This window comes from Halomonas sp. SCS19 (assembly GCF_040147015.1).
GTDB classification, from domain to species: Bacteria; Pseudomonadota; Gammaproteobacteria; order Pseudomonadales; family Halomonadaceae; genus Halomonas; species Halomonas litopenaei.
The window spans coordinates 420,053-439,255 of sequence record NZ_JAMSHN010000001.1 but is presented as its reverse complement, the minus strand read 5'-3'; the positions used below and the strand labels follow the sequence as shown (position 1 = coordinate 439,255).

Sequence of the window (19,203 nt, the reverse complement as noted above, 5' to 3'; positions counted from 1 at the left end):
CGCAGCGACGGGGCGTCAGACGGTGGGCGAGGTGCGCAGGCTGTGCCAGCCATCGTAAAGCCAGTTCGCCGCTCGGCTTGGATCGATGTCAGTCATCGCCAGATAGCCATGACAGCAGGCCTCGCGGCTCGCTCGCGCAATGGTCGAGGCGTCGGTGGCGTCCATCACCAGGGTGCGTCGGTGCCCGCCGCCGCCGCGCAGGAAGGGAGCTGCGGGCGCGCGCTGGAACTCGACGCCTGCCGGCAGGGGCGTTGTCGAGTGATGCGTGTCGGGGTAGTCCGGGGCGCACAGGATGACTTCGAAGCCGAGCCGTTGTCCCTGGCGCGCCAGGTCGGCATTGACCGGGGAGTGGCCGGTCAGCACCAGACGCAAGGCCGGCTGGATCAGCACCTCGACGACGTCGTCGCCGATCTGGACCAGCGGATTGGTTGGCGTGGGTCGCTGCAGGTTCATGGACGTACTGCCCAGGCTGACGCGGCGAATCAGCGATGGCTGGCCGGCGAGCGTTGCATGGATGACCTCCAGGTGCACCAGGGTCTCGCTGCTCGGTGACAGGCGCTCGACCAGGCAGGGGGTGCCATCGTTGGCGTTGTTGTCGATATTGACCAGACAGGCGCCGCCGTCCCGGGCCTGGGTCAGCAAGATGGGCTGTCCGGCGTACCCGGGGCCATCGGCATCGCTGGTGACGCTCAGGTGGGGGAAGGCGGGAGCAGGGGTGCCCAGGCGCGTGCACAGCCAGCTGGTATCCCCGCGATTGGCCAGCGTCAGGGCGTGTTCGATGGCGACAAGGTCCTGGTGGTTCATGGGCAGCTCCCGCGGCGGTGTCGGCGACGCCAGCATAACGTGGAAGCGGGCAAGCGAAATAATCCGGCATCTATAAGCATCTTTTTATAGGCTAGAGAAGACGGCACGCGAGCCGCCAGGGTATTGACCTGCTGCCGGTCCAGGGCAGGGCTTACGCAAGGAGATGTCCTCATGGAGCGTTTTGCCTGGGTGGAAGAGGCATTGGTGTCGTCCGGAACGGTGCTGGTACGCCTGACGCCGGAGTTGCAGGTGCACGACGTGGTCGGTGATGCCGTGCGCGTGCTGGGCGAGCCCGGAGAGGTCTGGATCGGGCGGGGGCTGGCAGAGCTGCCTGGCGAGGCCGCGGCAGTAGCTGAAGCCTGGGTCTCCCGGGGTGCCGCTCACGCTGCCAAGCCTTCGATGCCGCTGGAACTGGGTGATGGTAGCTGCTGTCGCCTGGCCGATGGTGGGCTGGTGCTGCGACTGTCGGCTCGGCAGAAGGCAAGCCGCGGTGTCATCGCGCGGATGGCCGACCACCTGCCGGTGATGGTGGCCTACGTCGACCGCGACTTCTGCTTCCGTTTCAACAATCGTGCCTACCTCGACTTCATCGGCCTGCCTGCCGAGGCGCTGATGGGGCAGCCGGTGTCTTCGGTGCTCGATGCAGACTCCTACGCCAAGATCCGGCCACGTTTCGATCTGGCACTGGCGGGGCAGGAGGTCAGCTACGAGGATTCCCTGGTGCTCCAGGATGGTCGCCAGATCTACTTCAAGGTCCACTATCTGCCGGACCTGGTGGAAGATGAGGTGATGGGCTTCTACGCCATCATCCAGGACGTCTCCGAGTATCGCTCGATGATCCAGTTGTTACGGGATGTCCATACCGGGGTAAATCGCACCGATATCGGAGTATCAGAGATCGTCGACATGCTGCTGCGTGACGCCTTGAGCTATCTGAGGCTGGATATCGCGCTGGTCAGTCAGGTCGAGGGGGAGCGTTACACGGTGCGCTGGGCGGCCTCGGATAATGCGCCAGTAGGGGCCGGCGACAGCTTTGCACTGGGTGACACCTACTGTCGGCTGACCCTCGACGCCGATGACGTCTTCCATTCCCACCGCGCCGGGCAGGACGAGCGAGTCAAGGGCCACCCCTGCTACGAGAACTTTCAGCTGGAGACCTATATCGGTGCACCGCTGCGGATCCAGGGCAAGGTCTGGGGAACCCTGAACTTCTCCAGTCCGTCGGTGCGCCGGCACGCCTTCAGTGAGGTCGACATCGAGTTGGTCCGGCTACTGGTCGGGGCCGTCGAACGTGTCATTTCCAACGAGATGGAGGTCGAGCGTATTCGCCTCGAACGTGATCAGCTGGAAGACCAGGCGATGACCGATGCCTTGACCGGACTCCCCAATCGAAGCCAGCTGGATCGCCACGTCACCCGCCTGATCGAGGAATGCGACAGTGGCGGGATGGTGTTCTCGCTGGCCGCGGTCGATATCGACTTCTTCAAGCAGGTCAATGATGGTTTCGGTCACGCGGCCGGTGACCAGGTGCTCACCTGGCTGGCGCAAACAGTAGCCAACTGCCTGCGTGATGGCGATCTGGTGGCGCGCACCGGCGGCGAGGAATTCGTGGTGGTCATGCGGCGCACCGCCTTGCCCGAGGCGATCAAGGCGGCCGAGCGGGTGCGTCGCGCGGTGGCAGGGGGGGAAATCACCCTGTCGGATGGACAGGCGATTCGCATCACCATCAGCATCGGCGTCAGCCAGTATCGCAAGGGGGAGGGGTTTGCACCGCTGTTCGAGCGCGCCGACCGGCGCCTGTACAGCGCCAAGCGTAGTGGTCGCAACCGCATTGCCAGCCTGGATGAATAGTGCCCAGGTATCGCCAGGTGCAGCGTTGTCATCGCTGACGTAGGGCTTTGCTCGTGCTGACGGATCAGGCCGAAAGGTCTGCTTTGGTTGGCTGAGTGATCTCAGGCGTCTTGGTCGAGGTTGCAGCGGCTGGCAGGCCCTGGCATCAACTTCCCGTAACGGGATTTTCACCACACCCTCGGCCCCGAAGAGTGCCTCCTGCCTAGGCGTAGTTCCTGAACTTTTCAGGTTTCAATGTGTTACCCGATTCCCTTCGGTGGCGGAATGCGATGGCGGGTATGAACTTTCTCATCTTTTGCGATGTAGTTTCCTACTGCGTCGATACTGCGTTGATCATGTTGCCTGCAAAAGAGTAGATAGGAGCTGTGTTCCTACAAAAGATGTGGGTAATATCGTACATCCGTTGTTAATAAAATATTACAAAGCAGTTGCGTAATGCCGGTGTTTGTCCCACCGGTGCGCAGGGGAAAAATCATCATGCATCTCAACAAGCTTGCGTTCGGCCTGGCGTTGGGCGGGTGGGCGTGCCTGCTTGCTCCGTCCGTGCTGGCAGAAAGTCTGCTGGAACTTCACGAGCTCGCGGTGGACAGCGATCCTCAGTTTCAGGCCGACTTTTATGGTAAGCAGGCCACCGATGAGCGTTACTATCAGGCGCGCTCAGCGCTGCTGCCGCAGATCAATGTCAATGTCGAGCGCAGCGAGATCTCCCAGGACATCGTCAGTACCGACAACGAGGTCTACGGCAGCGGCAGCACGTCCTACCCGACCACCGTCTACGGTGTCTCGCTCGAGCAGTCGATCTATGACTATTCCCGCTGGGCAGCCTTTGGCCAGGCCAAGCTGGAGATCCAGCAGGCCGCGTCCGAGCTCGAGGTCTCGCGCCAGGATCTCTACCTGCGGGTGGCCGAACGCTACTTTGCGGTACTCGCCCTGTCGGAAAACCTGAGTTTCCTGCAGGCCGAAAAGAAGCAGGTCCAGACCAATCTCGAGCAGGTCAGGGCGCGTTTCGAGGACGGTTTGATTCGCGAGATCGATCTGCTCGACGCCCAGGCGCGTTTTCTGCAGGTCGAGGCGCGCGAGCTGGACGTGGCCAACCGTCTGCGCGATGCCCTCAATGCCCTGGCCGAGGTCAGCGGCGTGCGTCCGGTGGAGCTTAGCCTGGTCGATGAGGACCTGACCCTGGCAAGCCCGGAACCGTCGTCAGTCGAGGCCTGGATCGAGCTGGCGATGCAGCGCAATCCTCGTCTGTCAGCCGCACGGCTGGCGGTGGAAGTGGCCAATCAGCAGGTCAAGGTGAGTCGCGGTGGGCACTATCCGACCCTCGATCTGAGTCTCGACTACGACAACGACGAGACCGAGGGCTCATTGTTCGGCGGCGGCAGCGAGGTCGAGACCCAGACCATTCGGGTCGGCCTCGATGTGCCGGTCTACAGCGGTGGGCGAGTGTCGTCGGAGGTGCGCGAAGGGACCCGTCTGATCGAGGCAGGGCAGGCTCGACTCGAACAGGTGCGGCGTGAACTCGACCGCGAGATACGTGCGGCCTTCGAGGGTATCGTCACCGCCATGTCCCGGGTCAGGGCTCTCAGCGAGTCCTTGACCGCCAACCAGCGCATCGTCGAATACCGCCAGGTGGCCTATGAATCCGGAGTCATGCCGGTGCTCGAACTGCTCGACGCCGAGCGCGATCTGTTCTTCGCCCGCAGCGAACTTGCCAGTGCGCGCTACGACTACCTGATCAGCGTGCTGCGGCTGAAGCATGCCGCCGGCGTCATCAATGGCGAAGACCTGGCGGAGATCGACGCCCATATGAATGACCGGATGGACCTCCTTGCCTTCCAGCACTGAACCCCGGCCCTTCGCCGAGCGTCAGGCGTTGATCGAGTCCTGGCTCGATAGCCTCGCGCGTCCCTACAGTGCCGAGCGCTCGGTCAAGTGCGCTCCCGCCCGCTGGGCTCCTCAGCGCAGGCTCTACAGTGTGCCGCTCGAGGGCGTTGACGCCGACGATCTTGCGGTGCGCCTCGAGGGGTTGCTGGAGTCGCTGGCGCTGGCGCCTGGCGACCGGAGGGCCTTTGTCGCCGGACTGTCGACGCAGACGATGGCGCACTATCTGCATCTCGGGCTGGAGGCCGCGACCACCAAGGTGTACTGGGAAGCGCCGCTGCCGGACAAGGCCCTGCCGGGGCGTCGCTTCCCGCTGTACCAGGCGTGGAAGTGGCGCCCTGGCGTCGACGCCAGTGTCTCCGACTATGTCCTGCTCGAGAGCGCCGAGGCGGTGCGCCATGCAATGGCGAGCACGCTTGCGGCGATGCCCCCGCTCGTCGGCGACGTGATCGAACAGCTCGAGGTCAGCCACGCGCTGGCACGAAAGCCCTGGCCACCGTTGACCGTGAGGATCGAGGAACGGCGCCAGGGTCGCGATACCGGCCGCGATTCCCTCAATCTGCATCTACATCCGGCCGAGATACGTCTGGGCGAACTGGCGGGCCTTTTGTTGTCGCTGGCTCGCGAGTGGCGCTGTACGTCGCGCGCACAGGCGATCGAGTGGATTGCCGCCCACGGCGACAAGCCGCTGAGCAACCTTTCTCTGGGGTTCGATGCGAAAGGCGAACCCTTCGTGACCTTCTACCACGGGGTGACTCTGGTCTCCCCGACTTCCACCGGCGCGCTGGCCGCGCAACGACGCTGACGTCCAGGCCCAGGGACGACACTCAAGTACTAGAGGACTCTTTCATGGCGACTCAACTTCTTATCTATCGCAACGTTCAGCCGATCACCCGCGACAAGCATGGCGAGCTGTCGCTCAAGGTCGGCAAGGACTTCGGCTTTGCCAGCGGGGTGAACTCGGTGCCGCTGATGGCGGCCGAATTTCCGACCGCCGCCACCGACCTGCCGATCGTCTTCACCCAGGCCGACGACGGGGTGCTGCCGGTCGCCGTGCTGGGACTCGAGCAGGACCAGAATCTGCTGGTGGACCGTGAAGGCCAGTGGCGCGGTGAGTACGTGCCGGCCTTCTTCCGCCGCTATCCCTTCGTGTTTGCCTCCGCCGACAACGACAAGACCTTCACCCTGTGCATCGATGATGACTACGAAGGGCTCAATCGTGACGGTCGCGGCGAGCGCTTCTTCGACGCCGACGGTGAGCAGACCCAGTACCTGGGCAAGGTGCTGGACTTCCTTCAGGACTATCAGGCGCACTTCCAGCGCACCCACGCCTTCTGCGCCCGTCTGGTCGAGCTCGACCTGCTCGAGTCGGTCGAGGCCCAGATTCGCTTGCCGGAAGGTGGTCAGCGCACCCTGACCGGCTTCCAGGCGGTCAACCGTCAGAAGCTCAAGGCGCTGCCTGAGGACAGCCTCAAGGCGCTGCTGGACAGTGACGAACTGGAGCTGCTCTACGTCCACCTGCAGTCGCTGCGCAATCTCAATCGACTGAGCCGTCAGGCGCAGGGTGGTTCGCGGCTGGGTGCTCTGGCCAAGGGCGACCCCGCCGAGGAGGCGGTCGCGTCCGACGCCGAACAGGACACTCCCGTTCACTGATCGACCGAGATCAGGGGGCGTATCGTCGCCGCGATGCGCCTCTTGACGTTTTTCGCCACCGGAGTCCCCCCATGAGTCGCCACCAGCGCAAGCCTCTGTCCGAATTGATCGCTCGTCTTCTCCGCCAGCCCAGGCGTGCTCGTCGTGCCCAGGCAGAGCCGTCCCGGTTCGTGTTCGAGGGACTCGAGCCACGCATGCTGATGTCGGCGGACCCGCTGACCGCCAGCGTGGCCGGTGGTGCCGAGATGACGTTGCGGGTGGTCGAGGAGAACCAGCAGCAGGTGCTGCAGGTGGTCGAACTCGACGAGCAAGGCGTCAGTCAGGTGGTGGCCTCACGCGGTCTCGATGAGGCCAAGGCCAGTGGCGGCGTGGTCATCCAGGGCAGCGACGCCCAGGACATCCTGCGCGTGGACCAGAGCCTGCTGGGCAAGGCGGATGGGTTGCTGGTGAGCTTCCAGGGCGGCGACGGCGACGACGTTCTGGCACTCGAGCATAGCCAGGGGCTGACCATCACCTTCGCGGGGGGCGAGGGCGATGATCGCATCGAGGGCATCCAGGGCAACACCGAGTGGCAGGTGAGCGCCGATGGGGCGGGCAGCGTGGACTGGTCGAGCACCACCACGGCGGCGCGCAACGATAGCTGGCTCAGTTTCACGGGCATCGAGACGGTGAACGCCGCCTCCTATCGCCAGGGCGACGACGGCGTGCTGTCAGCCACGGACGATGCCGCCCAGCACCGGCTCTCGAGCAGCCAGGACGGGGCGCGTTGGTCGCTTTACGACGAGGGCAGTCTGGGGCTTGGCAATATCGCGTTCAACGGCATCGACCGACTCGACGGTCGGGCCGGCCAGATCCTCGACTTCAGCGACTTCTCCACCTCGGTAGAGGTCGATCTGGGGACCGGCAAGGCCACCGGCTTCGTCGGTATCGACGGCTTCAATCACGTTATCGGTACCGGCGGCGACGACCGCCTGATCGGTGATGTCACCTCGCAGGTCGACACTATCCTCGACGGGGGTAATGGCAACAACCTGATCGTCGGGGGCGGCGGCGACGATACCCTGAAAGCCGGCGCCGGTCGCAGTACCCTGGTGTCGGTGAGCGGCAGCGATCGCTTCGAACAGAGCGAGCTGGGCAGTGAGTTCACCCCCGAGGAGGCCGAGCTGACCTATGTGGTGCAGCGCGCATCCGGGGACATCTCCCTGACCAGCGCTGGCGCCACCGCCACGATCACCACCGGCGACGGCAGCCTGAGCTTCCAGCGCCAGCCCGTGGAACTGGTGCTGTCCGCCGCGGGGACCGGCCAGACGCTGAATGCCAGCGGCTACTCGCTTTCCGGCGTGACCTTCCAGAGCCTGGATGGCGCCAGCAATAGCCAACTTGTCGGCAGCGCGCAGGACGACCGATTCGTGCTCAGCGCCGGGGGCGGCAGTGTCCAGGCCGGTGGCGGCAACGACCGCATCGAGGCCAGCGCCGACGCCGACATGACCCTGACCGATACCGCGCTGAGCGTGACCGGCTGGACCAACTGGGTATTGGGCGACGTCGAACTCGCCACCCTGGTGGGCGGTGCTTCTGCCAATGTGCTGGACGCCTCTGCGTTCAGCGGTTCGGTTCAGCTGGAAGGCGTCGCCGGTGACAACACCCTCAAGGCCGGCGCCGGCGACGCGGTACTCCTGGGCGGCAGTGGCAACGACATCCTGGTCGGGGGTGTCGGTGACGACGTGCTGTTCGGCAATCGCGGCAGCAACAGCCTCGATGGTGGCAGCGGCAGCGACTCGGTGCTGGGCAGTACTTCCCACAGCTTACGTCTGTTCGGCGGCAGCGGCAGCGCCACCCTGGTGCGCGGTGACGTCGCCGAGGAGCGCGAGCTGGTGTGGTCGCGCAGCGCCGGTGAGACGGTGGTCTTCCACTTCGCCGGCGAGCAGACAGACGCGCTGGCCTGGGACGCCGACGCCCTGGCGGTACAGCAGGCGCTCGAGGCACTGTCTGCGGTGGGCGAAGGCAACCTGCAGGTGGCCCGCGAGCTGTTCGAATCCGCTGGTGAGCAGCAGGTACGCTGGCGCGTCAGCTTTATCGGCGACTTCATGGCCGTGGCCGACGACGGTGCCTTCGCCAAGGCGTTGGTCGGCAGTGGTCTGGCGTTGGGAGCTTCCGGGGCCAGCGCCACGGTGACCTCGACCCAGGTGCGCGCTCGGGAAGCGGGGCGTGAGAGCCTGGTCGGCATCGAGCACGGCATGCTGCGTGCCGAGTTTGGCGACACCGTGCTCGACGCCAGCGGCTTTGGCGGCAGTGTCTATCTCCAGGGGGGCAGCGGCAACGACCTGATGATCGGTGGCGAGGCCACGACCCAGTTCGTGGCGGTAGCCGGGGATAACGTCATTCGTGCCGGGTCTGGGCAGAACGAGATCCGCGGCGGCGTCGGCCAGGATCGTCTGGAAATCGTCCTGGCCGATGGCCAGAACGCCATCAACGTAAGTGGGGACAGCTTCAGCATCGACGGCGGGACCGCTTCGAGCTATCGCGATATCGAGGCGCTGACGCTGGTCGGCAACGCCGGCGCCAACACCCTCGATGCCAGTGGCTGGCACGGGGTCGGCGAACAGACCCGGGTCACTGCGCTGATGGCCGCTGGCGGCGCCTCCAACGCCAAGATCGAGACCTTCCTCTCGGCGCTGGGCGATGCGATTCCCGGTGCAGAAGACTTCGCCAGCCAGGCGGAGTACGAGTCCTATCTGGCGCGTTACGTCACCGGTAGCGAACTCGAGAACTCCGGCGCGTACCTGAGCTTCACCCTGCAGAATGGCGAGACGCGGGTGCTCAATGTGGCCGACGCCCGCACCCTAGGCGACCTGCTGGTGCTGCTGGACAACGTCGAAGGTCTGACCGCGAGCTTCGATGGTGCCAGCGGGCGCCTTGTGGTCACCGACACCACCACGGGAAGCGCGAGCTTCGCCGTCAGCGCCGACGCCACCGCGAAGATCCTGACCGATGCACTCGGCATGGGCGTCAGTGCCGACAAATGGCAGAGCACCGCCTTGAGCGGGACCGGCGTGGTGCTGGACGCCAGTGCCGGCGGCAGCGATGCCCTGATCGGTAGCCGTGGCGATGACCGTATCGTCGTCGTGTCCGGCGCCGCCAGTGTCGCCGGCGGCGCCGGCACCGACAGCCTGCTGGCGGCGGCGGGCGACTCCATGACGCTGACCGATACCGGTCTGGTCGTTGGTTCGGCCACAACCACGCTGTCCGGGATCGAGGCGGCGCGCCTGAGCCTGACCGGAGGCGCCGACAAGACCCTGACGGCCACTGCCTTTACCGGCGCTTTGGCCATCGATATCGCCGAGGCGGCGACCGACACCATCGTGAACGCCAAGCCTGGCGATCAGGTCGAGGTGGAACTGGCGGCGGGGAGCCTCGCCCGGCTCGACGACGTGACCGTCAGAGAGGGCGCCAGCCTGGTGGGCTACTGGGATGGCGACGCCTCCCTGTCCAACGTGACCAGAACGTTCTCCAGCAGTGTCGAGCTGCGTGCCGACGGGGCCTTGACCCTGGACAACGTCGATCTGAGCATGAGTGATCCGACGCAGGGACACGATCTGTCGATCCTGGCGCGTGAGCTGACGATCGGTGGCGATAGTGTGATCGATGCCGGTAGCGGCGAGTTGCACCTTGGCGCGCAGTTGTTTCAACCCCTGCTGGCGCCTGCCAATGGCCTGGTCGACGTGGGCCTGTTCGACCTGTCGGTGGATATCGACAAGGCCACGCTCAAGGGCGGGGACGTAACCATCGATGCGCGTCTGGTGGATCCCGATCGCGACTGGTTCAACCTGCGCACCGGCGTGGCCTTCCTCGACCAGGGCATCGATACGGCGCTGGACTTCCTTCAGGGGCTGTCGCTGTTTGGCAGTGTCTCGGTGATGGTGGCCGAGGTCGCCATCGATATCGGCTCTGACGCGGTCATCACCGCCACTAGCGGGGACATCACCGTCGCCTCCGAGCTCGACATCAGTACCGAGGTGGGCGCCAGCAAGGCCTGGGGCCTGGGTGTGTCGGTCAGCACCCTGATCACCCGCTCAAGTGTGCACGTCCACGGTACCCTGAGCGCCGCCAATGACATCAACCTGAGCAGCAGTGTCAGCACCGCCCAGAGCGTCTCTGCTGAACCGGATGGCCTCAAGGGCGTGGCCGGCGCGGTAGCGGTCAGCGTGCTGGTCAGCGATTCCCGGGTGATGGTGTGGGAAGACGCCAGCCTGAGTGCAGGCAATGATCTGGTGGTCGCGGCGACCAGCGTGGAGGAAAACGAAACCTCCGCCAGTTCCGCCCCTGACAAGGGCAAGGTCGGCATCGCCCTGGCGATCAACGTCGAGACCAGCAACACCGAGGCGCAACTGGCCGGTGACGTCAGTGTGGGCGGCGATCTGACGCTGAGCGCCGAGACCTCCCAGGGCGAAGGCCATGGCGGTACCAGCGCCAGCGCCGGTACCGCCCCCGGTGGTGGCCCCGATAGCCTTGTCGACGGGGCCACGGCCAGCGCCGAGGACCTGTCGCCGACATCGGTGATCGGCAACTTTCAGGAGGCGCTCAGCGGCGTCATCGGTGACAAGATCAAGGAAGGCATCGCCGACCGCGGGCCTGCCTCCATCGGCGAGCACTTCAAGGAATCCCAGGGCCAGCAGAAGAACGCCCTGGACGTGGCCGCCGCCCTGGCGGTCTCGGTGGACATCAATCGTGCCGAGGCCCGCCTTGGCACCAACGTGACGCGACTGGGCGCCATCGCCTCCCAGCGCAGCGACATCGAGGTGGCCGGCGCGGTCAGTGTCAGCGCCACCAGCGCCCACCGCCCGGCGGTCAGTGCAGAGGGTTCGGCTACCGGCGTCGACCCCAACAAGAAGGAAAAGGAAGAGAGCTTCACCGACAAGGTGCTGGGCAACACCCTGATCGGCAAGCTGCGAGACGCCGCGGCGGAGTCCGAGGTCCAGGGCACCGACAGCGCCAAGGATCAGAAGGAAGACAGCCAGGTAGCCGATGTCGGTGTCGCCGGCGGCTTCGTCTTTGCGCTGCAGAACAACCACGCCGATGCGGTGGTCGAGGGCCTGGTGGACCTGGACGCCGGCGATGCCATCAGCGTCACCGCCGAGAGCCTCAACAGCGTCGATATGGATAGCCTGTGGGGGCGTCACCTGTATGTGGCGGGCAAGGCCCTGGGTGAACTCGATGGCACCTACGACCATGCAAGCGCGGAAGGTACGGCAGACCTGGCCAACGGCGACAAGGTGCTGGTGGCCGATGACCACCAGCGCGGGGGCGAGGCCGGCTTGATCTATCAGTTCGAGGGGGCCGACGTCAGCGGTGTGGATCTCGCCAGTGAAGACTTCAGCGACGACAGCCGCTGGACTGCCCTGAGCTCGCCGTTGCAGACCCGTATCGAGGAATTCGTCGAGGCGCTCAACGCCTTTACTACCGGCAATCTGGGGATCAGCGGCAGCTTCGACAGCTGGACCGTGGCCACCGCCGAGGGGGGCAAGCTCGCCATCGCCGGTGCCGCCAACGTCTTCCTGGTCAATCAGGATAGCGAGGCCCGCATCCGCGAGGGTGCCCGGATCAATCTGGGGGGCGCCACCGATGTGGCCAGCGTCACACCCAGCGACGAGCAGCAGGTCGAGGTCATCGCTCGCAGCGACAACCACCTGCTGTCGCTGGTCGGCAATCTCAGCCTGCCGACCTTTGCCGGCGCCGACGAGGCCAGCGCCGAGGCCTGGCGTGACGCCTTCAAGAGCGATATCGATACCATCAAGTCCGGGTTCGCCGGCATCCAGTCCGACGGCAGCGCCATCGGTGCTTCCATCGGCGTGCATCTGCTCGGCGCGGATACTCGTGCGGTCATCGAGACCGGTGTGGCGCTGGTCGCCAGCAGTCTGGACGTGCGCGCCGACAGCGACACCCTGCTGATCGGGGCGGCGGTGTCCGGTGGCAAGGCCGACAAGGTCGCCTTCAACGCCACCTCAGTGGCCAATATCGTCGACAACACCACCCTGGCGCAGATTCAGGACGGGGTATCGCTGAACATTGGTGCCGTCTCGGTGGACGGGGCCAGTGGGCCGGCGCTCAGGGTCGGCGCCAACGACGACACCTACGCCTTTGGTATCGGCGGCAGCGTCGCTTCCGGCAAAAGCGCTGGCGTCGGTGTGTCGGCGGTGGTCTCGGTGATGGAGCGCGACACCCGAGCGGTGATCGGTGGTGTGACCACGCCAGCCAGCGCCAACGGCAACATCACCGTAGGAGGTGATCTGCTGGTCGAGGCCAATAACGGCGGGGTGGTAGCCAACCTCGCCCTGGCCGGAGCCAAGGCGGGCAGCAGCGGTACCAGCGGGCTGGATTCGGCCGGTGACGCCAGCGGCTCGGGCGCTGGTGGTGGTTCGGCTGGGGGCAGCGCCACCAAGGACGACCCCAACAAGTGGCCCAACAACCAGAGCAACTATGACAGCGTGCTCAAGGAGTTGAGTGGCAAGCTCGGCGGTGCCGCCAAGGCGTCTTCCGGCGGCAGCGGCGGCACGTCTTCCACCTCGTCCGGCGGTGACCAGAAGGGTAGCTTCGGCCTCGGTGTCTCGGGTTCGGTGGTGGTGAATATCGCCGACTATCGTACCGAAGCCCTGATCCAGGGGATCGAGACGCTGAAGATCACCGGCAAGACGTCGGTGGCCGCCAAGGACAGCAGTCATCTTGGCATGCTGGCCGGTGGCGCGGCGCTGTCGCTGGGCAGCAGTGGCACCCAGGTGGCGGTGGCCGGGGCCGCCGCCCTGGCCTTCGACAGCGGCATCACCCGGGCGCGGATCGATCGCGTCACCTCCTTTGATACGGGCGGTCTGGCACTCAGCGCGGCGCGTGAGGGCTGGACGGTGGTCGCTGCCGCCGGTGTCGCCGTCGCTTCGGGCGCCAAGGGCTTTGGTGTGGCTGGGGCGGCCAGTGTGCTGACCTCCGCGCGCACCGTCGATGCGGGGCTTTTGAACATCCAGTCCGGTGATCTCGGGGACGTCAGCGTGGTGGCGCGTGACGCCGCCAACGCGGTACTGATCGCCGGCGCGGTGGCTGGCGCCGGCAAGGCCGGCGTCGGCGGGGCGGCGGCCTTCGCCGATATCAGCCACGACGTCGACGCCCACGTTGAAGCACTGGGCAGTGCCAGCGAGTCGCTGGTGATCGGCAGACTCTCGGTTCAGGCGCTCAGCGATACCCTGATCATTAGCCTGGCCGGTTCGGCCGGCATCGGTACCGGGCCCAAGGGGGTTGGCCTTGCGGGGACCGCCGCGGTCAACCTGATCGACAATGCCACCCAGGCGCGTGTGGTCGACAGTTTTCTGGACAAGGGCAGTGACGCCCTTGCGCCGGCGCCGAAAGTGGAGATCAACGCCGAGGACAACAGCAGCGTCTGGACGCTGGCCGGCGCCGTCGGTGTCGGTGGCACCGCCGGCTTTGGTGCCGGGGTGTCGGTCAACAGTCTGTCCAATGAAACGCTGGCCCTGATCAGTGGCGGTGCCATCGCCAACGCCGGCGCGGTGTCGGTGGTAGCGGCCAACACCGGTCTGGTGCGATCGCTGACCCTGGGGGTCGGCGCCAGCACCAAGTTCGCCGGGTCAGGCAGCGTCTCGGTCAACCAGATCGCCAATACCCTGCGCAGCTCAATCAGCAACGCCAACGTCTCGACGGTCGGCCAGGTGCTGGTGGCCACCCGCGATCGCGCTGAGCTTGTGGCGATCAGCGGCGCAGGAGCCGGTGCCGGCAAGGTGGCCCTGGCCGGCAGCGTCTCGGTCAACCTGATCGACAACGACAGCCAGGCGCTGATCCAGAACGCCAGCGTTTCGGCCGGCGGCGATGTGGTGGTGGACGCCGAGGCCAGCAGCCTGGTGGTGTCGGTCGCTCTTGGCGGTGCCGGGGCCGGCAAGGTGGGCCTCGCCGGTGCCGTCAGCGTCAACCTGATCAAGGGCAAGGTGGAGGCGCTGATCGACGGTGGGCGCGTCGAAAGCAGTACCGGTGATATTCGCATCCAGGCCACCGACAGTGCCCAGGTGGTAGTCGTGGCCATCGGCGCCGCGGGCGCCGGCACCGTGGCCGGTGGGGTCAGCAGCGGCACCGTTCAGGTCGACAACGCCATTGTGGCCCGGGTGACGGGGGCCACCTTGATCGCCGGTGGTGACGTAGCCGTCTGGGCGGGCCTGGCCGAGCGCAGCGGTCGCGCCGCGCTGGAATTGTCGGCACTGGGACTTGAGGTGGACCCGGCGACCCAGGGCACCGAGACCAATCCGAGCACGGGATCATCGGATATTGCCGCCCGGGACATGTCCAACATGGACTGGACCGCCGGGGTGATCAACCTGACCATCGCCGGTGCGGGCGCCGGCAGCGTGGCCGGCTCCGCTGCGGTGGGGCTCAACTGGCTGCGCTCCAGCGTGCTGGCCGAAGTCTCGGGGGGCGCCAGTATCACCGCCGCTGATAGTGTCAGCGTGCTGGCCCAGGACAAGAAGGGCCTGGTCAACTTCTCCTTCGGCGCCGCCGGTGCCGGCAATGCGGCGGGGGGCGCGGCGATCGCCTTCAACTATCTGGGAGGCGACCCCAGCGATCCCTCGCGCACCGTCGACAACTCCAGCGACCAGAACGTAGACGCCAGCGAAGACGCCTTCATCCTCCAGGGCGAGCGCAGCGACCACGGCTACAGCGTGGGCCAGATCGCCGCCTTGATCGATGCCTCCAGTGTGACCGCCACCAGTGGCGACGTGCTGGTGGACGCCCGTTCCGAAGCCAGCATGCTCAATATTACCGCCGGCGGTGCGGGCGCCGGGGCGGTGGCCCTGGCCGGCTCCATCGGCATCAACTTCATGCAGAACGATGTGCTGGCATCGATTGGCAATGGTGCCGTGGTCAGGGCCAGCGCCGGTGACGTCAGCGTGCATGCCTCGGTGGCGCCGATCATGATCAACGTGGCCGGCGCGGCGGCTGGTGCCGGCTCCGTCGGTCTTGCCGGCGCCTCGGCGACCAACGACATGGCGTCGGCGCTGAGCGCGAGCATCCTCGGGGCGAGCACCGAGGTAACGGCGGGTGGGCGCGTCGACGTCAAGGCCGAGCTGATTCGGATCACCGATGTGCCTTCGGTCAAGGTCGATGACAGCCTGATACCGCCAGAAGACTCAGACGAGAATCGCCCGGCGACGCCCGGGCAGGGTGACCAGGTCTGGAGCTTTGCCTTGGCCGGTGCCGGTGCCGGCAAGGTGGCGGTGGCCGGGGCGCTGTCGCTCAACTGGCTGCGCGGCAGCGTCACGGCGGTGATCGACCAGGCCACGGTCTCGGCGACGGGAGACATTGCCCTGTCGGCCAGCGATGATCTCGGCCTCAATGCCTTTACCGTGGCGGGGTCCGGTGCCGGGGCCTTCGCCCTGGCCGGTTACCTGGCCTACAACTATATCGGCGGTGATCCGGACGACCCCACCAGCGACAGCGCCAACCGTATCCACGCGCTGATCAAGGGCGGCGCCAGCGTGGCGTCCAGCGACGGCAAGGTCAGCCTTTCAGCGGTCTCATCCTCGAGCATCAGCGCCTACTCCCTGGGTGGTGCCGTGGCCGGTTTCGCCGCACTCAGCGGTACCACCTCGCTCAATTTCACCCGCAAGGACGTGGTCGCCGATATTCGCGACAGCGCCACCGAGGTGAGTGGCGCCGGCGGCATCGCGGTAAGCGCCAGCGACACCAGCGCGATCTCGGCGGCCAGTGCCCAGGTCAACGTGGCGGTCAAGGGTGGTGCGGCCGGTCTTTCGGTGGCCTACCTGGACATCGATAACAGCATCCTGGCCGGTAGCCAGGGCGCCACGCTCGACTCGAGCGGCGGCGATATCGCCATTGATGCCCGCTCGCGCTCCACCAACCTGATCGTGATAGCCGGTGTCAGCTACGGCACCTTCGGCGCAGGTGCCGGCAACGCCGGCAGCTCGTTGATCAACAACACCAGCGTCGCGCGCATCGACGGCGGCAGCGTCGATGCCGCCGGCAACGTCAGCGTGGTCAGCGACAGCAAGGACGTCAGCACTATTACCCTGGGCACCGTCAGCGTGGGTGCGGTGGCGCTGGGCGGCGGTGTCGGGGTCGACCTGCTGGGCAGCACCTCTGAAGCCTGGATCGGTGGTGGTGCGCGCGTCAGCGCCGGCGCCGGCGGTGCGGCCGTATCGGTGCGCGATGACTGGAACAATGGCTGGACGACAGACAGCCACAAGGGTGTGGTGGTGCTGGCCACCAGCGAGGTGTCCTTCACCAGCGTGGCGGTGACCGCGGCGGGCGCCGCCGGCAATGCCCTGGCGGCCAATGTGGTGGTGGATGGTGTCACCGGCGCGACCCGCGCCTACATCGACAAGGCGCGCATCGACAGCACCGCCGACGTGGTGGTACGGGCCCTGCATCGTGGCGACGCCGACAGTGGCGGTGGCGCGGCGGCGGTCAGTGGGGGCAGCTCCGGCGCCGCTGGTGTCGATGTCACCCTTTTCCAGCACAAGACCGAGGCCTTCATCAGCGGTGACGGCTTCGACCACTCGGCTGAAAGCGACGGCCTGATGGTCAAGGCTGGCGGCGACGTGGCGGTGGAGGCCCGCGCCGACGTGAGCTTCCTGTCCACGGTGATGGGGGCGGCGGTGGGCCTCAACGGCGTCGCCGGTGCGGGATCGGCCAGCGTGGTCGATCTGTCGCTTGAGACCCTGGCCTATCTCAAGGACGTGGAGGTCGCCGGCACCAACGTGGCGGTACGTGCCGACAACGACGTGGACGGCCGCTTTATCGTCGGTGCGGTGGCCGGTGGCTCCGTCGGCTTTGGCGCCTCGCTGGCGCTGGGGTTGCTCAACCCCGAGGCACGAGTGTCGCTGGACAAGGCAATAGTGACTGCCAGCAATGATATCGCGGTGTCGGCAAGCCAGCGCCTGGATCTGGGCATCACCGTAGCCACCGCCGGTGGCGGTGCGGTCGGTGTGGCCGGCGCGGTATCGGTGATGACGGCGGATTCGGTGACGCAGGTGCTGGTGTCCGGCGATAGCGAACTGAACGCCGGCAATGACGTGCTGCTCGAGGCATCCACCACCACCCTGGTCAATGAGCGCAGTGGCCTGGCCGGCTATCTGCAGGGGGTCGGCGCTGCCGCCGTCGGCGCGGCGGGCTTCGGTGCTTCGGTGGACGTCATGGTGCTGCGCGAGCAGACCCGTGTCAGTGTGGCGGATGGTGCGCAGATCATCGCGGGGGGCGATGTGACCGCCGAGGCCAGGCTGTCGCGTACCCTCAACTCCACGGTGATCGCCTTTGCTGGCTCCGGCTCTTTGAGCCTCAGTGGCGCCATCTCGGTGATCAGTCTGGGCAAGGGGCTGAGTGAGGAGAGCTTCGAGCGGGTCGAGGACCTGCAAGACCTGGTGAGCGATACCTTCGCCGGCTTCCAGAGCGGCGAGTTCGCCATGAAGGCCGAGGCCGAAGACTCTGATTCCGGCACCGATACGCCGCTGGACAGCGACGAGCAGGCGGCGTTCGACGGTGACTTCGATCGTCCCGACGATGCCGGAAACCACAACAAGGCCAACCGCACCTCGACCAACAGCGCCCTGAGCACCCTGACCGGTGGTCTCTCGGGTGACAAGCTGTTCGACGTCAAGTCGCCTCTGAAGGTAGGTGACACCGCCGCGACCCTGGGACGTGGCGTGGTGATTACCGCCGGCGGGGACGTCAGCGTCAAGGCCAGCGAAGCCCTCAAGGTGCAGACCCTGACCGGCTCCGGTGCGGTCAGCGGTGTTGCCAGTGTCGGCCTGTCGGTGGGGGTGGTCGAGCTCAACGGGGCGGTGACCGCCCAGGTGGGCCGCGGCTCGACCCTGGATGCGGCGGACACCATCGAGGTGGCGAGCGACTACGACGGTGACGTGTCGATCAGCGCCTATGGCGGTTCGGCGGCACCCAGCATCGCGGTGGGTGGCCAGGTGGCCATCCTGCTGGATCGCACCCAGCAGCTTGCCTCGCTGGAAGGCGCCACGAGCGCCGCTGGCGGCACCCTGATCAAGGCGGCGGATCGCGTCGATATTATGGCCAGCGCCGATCGCGACTATTCACTGAGGGCTGCAGGTGGGGCCATCGGCCTGGTGGCCGCAGGCGTGTCGGTGGGCACCGTCGAGATCAGCGGTGCGACGAGGGCCTGGGTCGGCGAGCATACCAGGGTGGGCGAGAACCAGAGCGTCGGTTCGCTGAACGTCTCGGCCACGAGTATCGATCGGGTCGCGCTGGAGGTGGTGGCGGTGGCCGCCGGGATGGCCGGCGGCAGCGCCAACGTGGCCCTGGTGACCCTGTCCCAGGAGGTGCAGGCGTGGATCGGTGACGGCGCGCGGATCTCGTTGTCTGACGCCCTGAGCATCAACGCCAGCCTGACGCCTGCGGTACAGATCAAGACTCTGGGGGTATCGGTGGCGGCGGGCGTCGGCATCGGCGTCTCGGTGGTCGAAGGAGAGCTCAAGGCCAAGGTGCTGGCGCGGGTCGGCACGCCTGACTCCAGCGCGGCCCATGATATCCGCATCACCGCCGGGTCCATGGACGTTGCCGCGTCCCTGAATACCCTGGCGAATGGCAACAGCCTGAGCGGTGAGGCCCTGGGTTCCGCCGGGGGGGCGCTGTTGGGCGTCGATGCGACCCTGGTGACGCTCAAGGACAGCACTGAGGTGGTGGCAGAGATCGCCGACACCTCCCTGGAGGACGGCAGCGGCAGCAGCCTGCGCGAGAGCACCAATCTTGCCATCGCCGGGCGGCTGGACGTCACCAGCGACCTGATCTCGCGCCTCTCTGGCAAGTCCAGCAGCATCGTCGGCGGCCTGGTGGCGGCGGGGGCTGCCAAGGTTACCGTCGAACAGCGGACCGTCAGTCGCGCACGCATCGGCAGCGGCAATGGCATCCTCGCCGGAGACGCCAGCGTCCGTGCGAACGGGCAGCTGGAAGCGACCCTCGACGCCCTGGCCGGCAGTGGCG

Annotated in this window: 6 protein-coding genes (1 of these 6 running past the window's edge); 5 read left to right on the top strand and 1 reads right to left on the bottom strand. The window is 66.4% G+C overall.

Translation table 11 applies throughout. From position 1 onward, the window contains the following. Positions 1-15 precede the first annotated feature (15 nt). Complete coding sequence (locus NFH97_RS01710) at positions 16-804, bottom strand: hypothetical protein (protein WP_349624286.1); 789 nt, start codon at positions 802-804, stop codon at positions 16-18. Between the two features lie 171 nt (positions 805-975). Here NFH97_RS01710 and NFH97_RS01705 point away from each other — a divergent pair, with 171 nt between their 5' ends. From NFH97_RS01705 to NFH97_RS01685, 5 genes are all read left to right on the top strand, one after another. Continuing rightward, positions 976-2,655, top strand: a complete 1,680-nt coding sequence (locus NFH97_RS01705) for a sensor domain-containing diguanylate cyclase (protein ID WP_349624285.1) — start codon at positions 976-978, stop codon at positions 2,653-2,655. 477 nt (positions 2,656-3,132) lie between these two features. Next, a complete protein-coding gene (locus NFH97_RS01700; RefSeq protein ID WP_222515320.1) occupies positions 3,133-4,500 on the top strand; it encodes a TolC family outer membrane protein in 1,368 nt (455 codons plus the stop codon). Next, positions 4,484-5,341, top strand: a complete 858-nt coding sequence (locus tag NFH97_RS01695; RefSeq protein WP_222515319.1) for a hypothetical protein — start codon at positions 4,484-4,486, stop codon at positions 5,339-5,341. Before NFH97_RS01700 ends, NFH97_RS01695 begins: the two co-directional genes overlap by 17 nt. A gap of 44 nt (positions 5,342-5,385) precedes the next feature. Then, positions 5,386-6,189 carry a SapC family protein gene (locus tag NFH97_RS01690; RefSeq protein WP_222515318.1) on the top strand — a complete coding sequence of 268 codons (804 nt, stop codon included), beginning with the start codon at positions 5,386-5,388 and terminating at the stop codon, positions 6,187-6,189. Between the two features lie 71 nt (positions 6,190-6,260). Then, on the top strand, positions 6,261-19,203 hold the 5' portion of the coding sequence (locus NFH97_RS01685; RefSeq protein ID WP_349624284.1) for an LEPR-XLL domain-containing protein. It continues 15,944 nt past the right edge of the window; 12,943 of the gene's 28,887 nt are visible here — the first part of the coding sequence; the start codon lies at positions 6,261-6,263; its stop codon lies off the right edge, out of view.

What these genes read in the sequence shown, in the direction of transcription:
- NFH97_RS01710 (WP_349624286.1), bottom strand. Translation starts at nt 804, where the DNA reads ATGAACCACCAGGACCTTGTCGCCATCGAACACGCCCTGACGCTGGCC.
- NFH97_RS01705 (WP_349624285.1), top strand. Translation starts at nt 976, where the DNA reads ATGGAGCGTTTTGCCTGGGTGGAAGAGGCATTGGTGTCGTCCGGAACG.
- NFH97_RS01700 (WP_222515320.1), top strand. Translation starts at nt 3,133, where the DNA reads ATGCATCTCAACAAGCTTGCGTTCGGCCTGGCGTTGGGCGGGTGGGCG.
- NFH97_RS01690 (WP_222515318.1), top strand. Translation starts at nt 5,386, where the DNA reads ATGGCGACTCAACTTCTTATCTATCGCAACGTTCAGCCGATCACCCGC.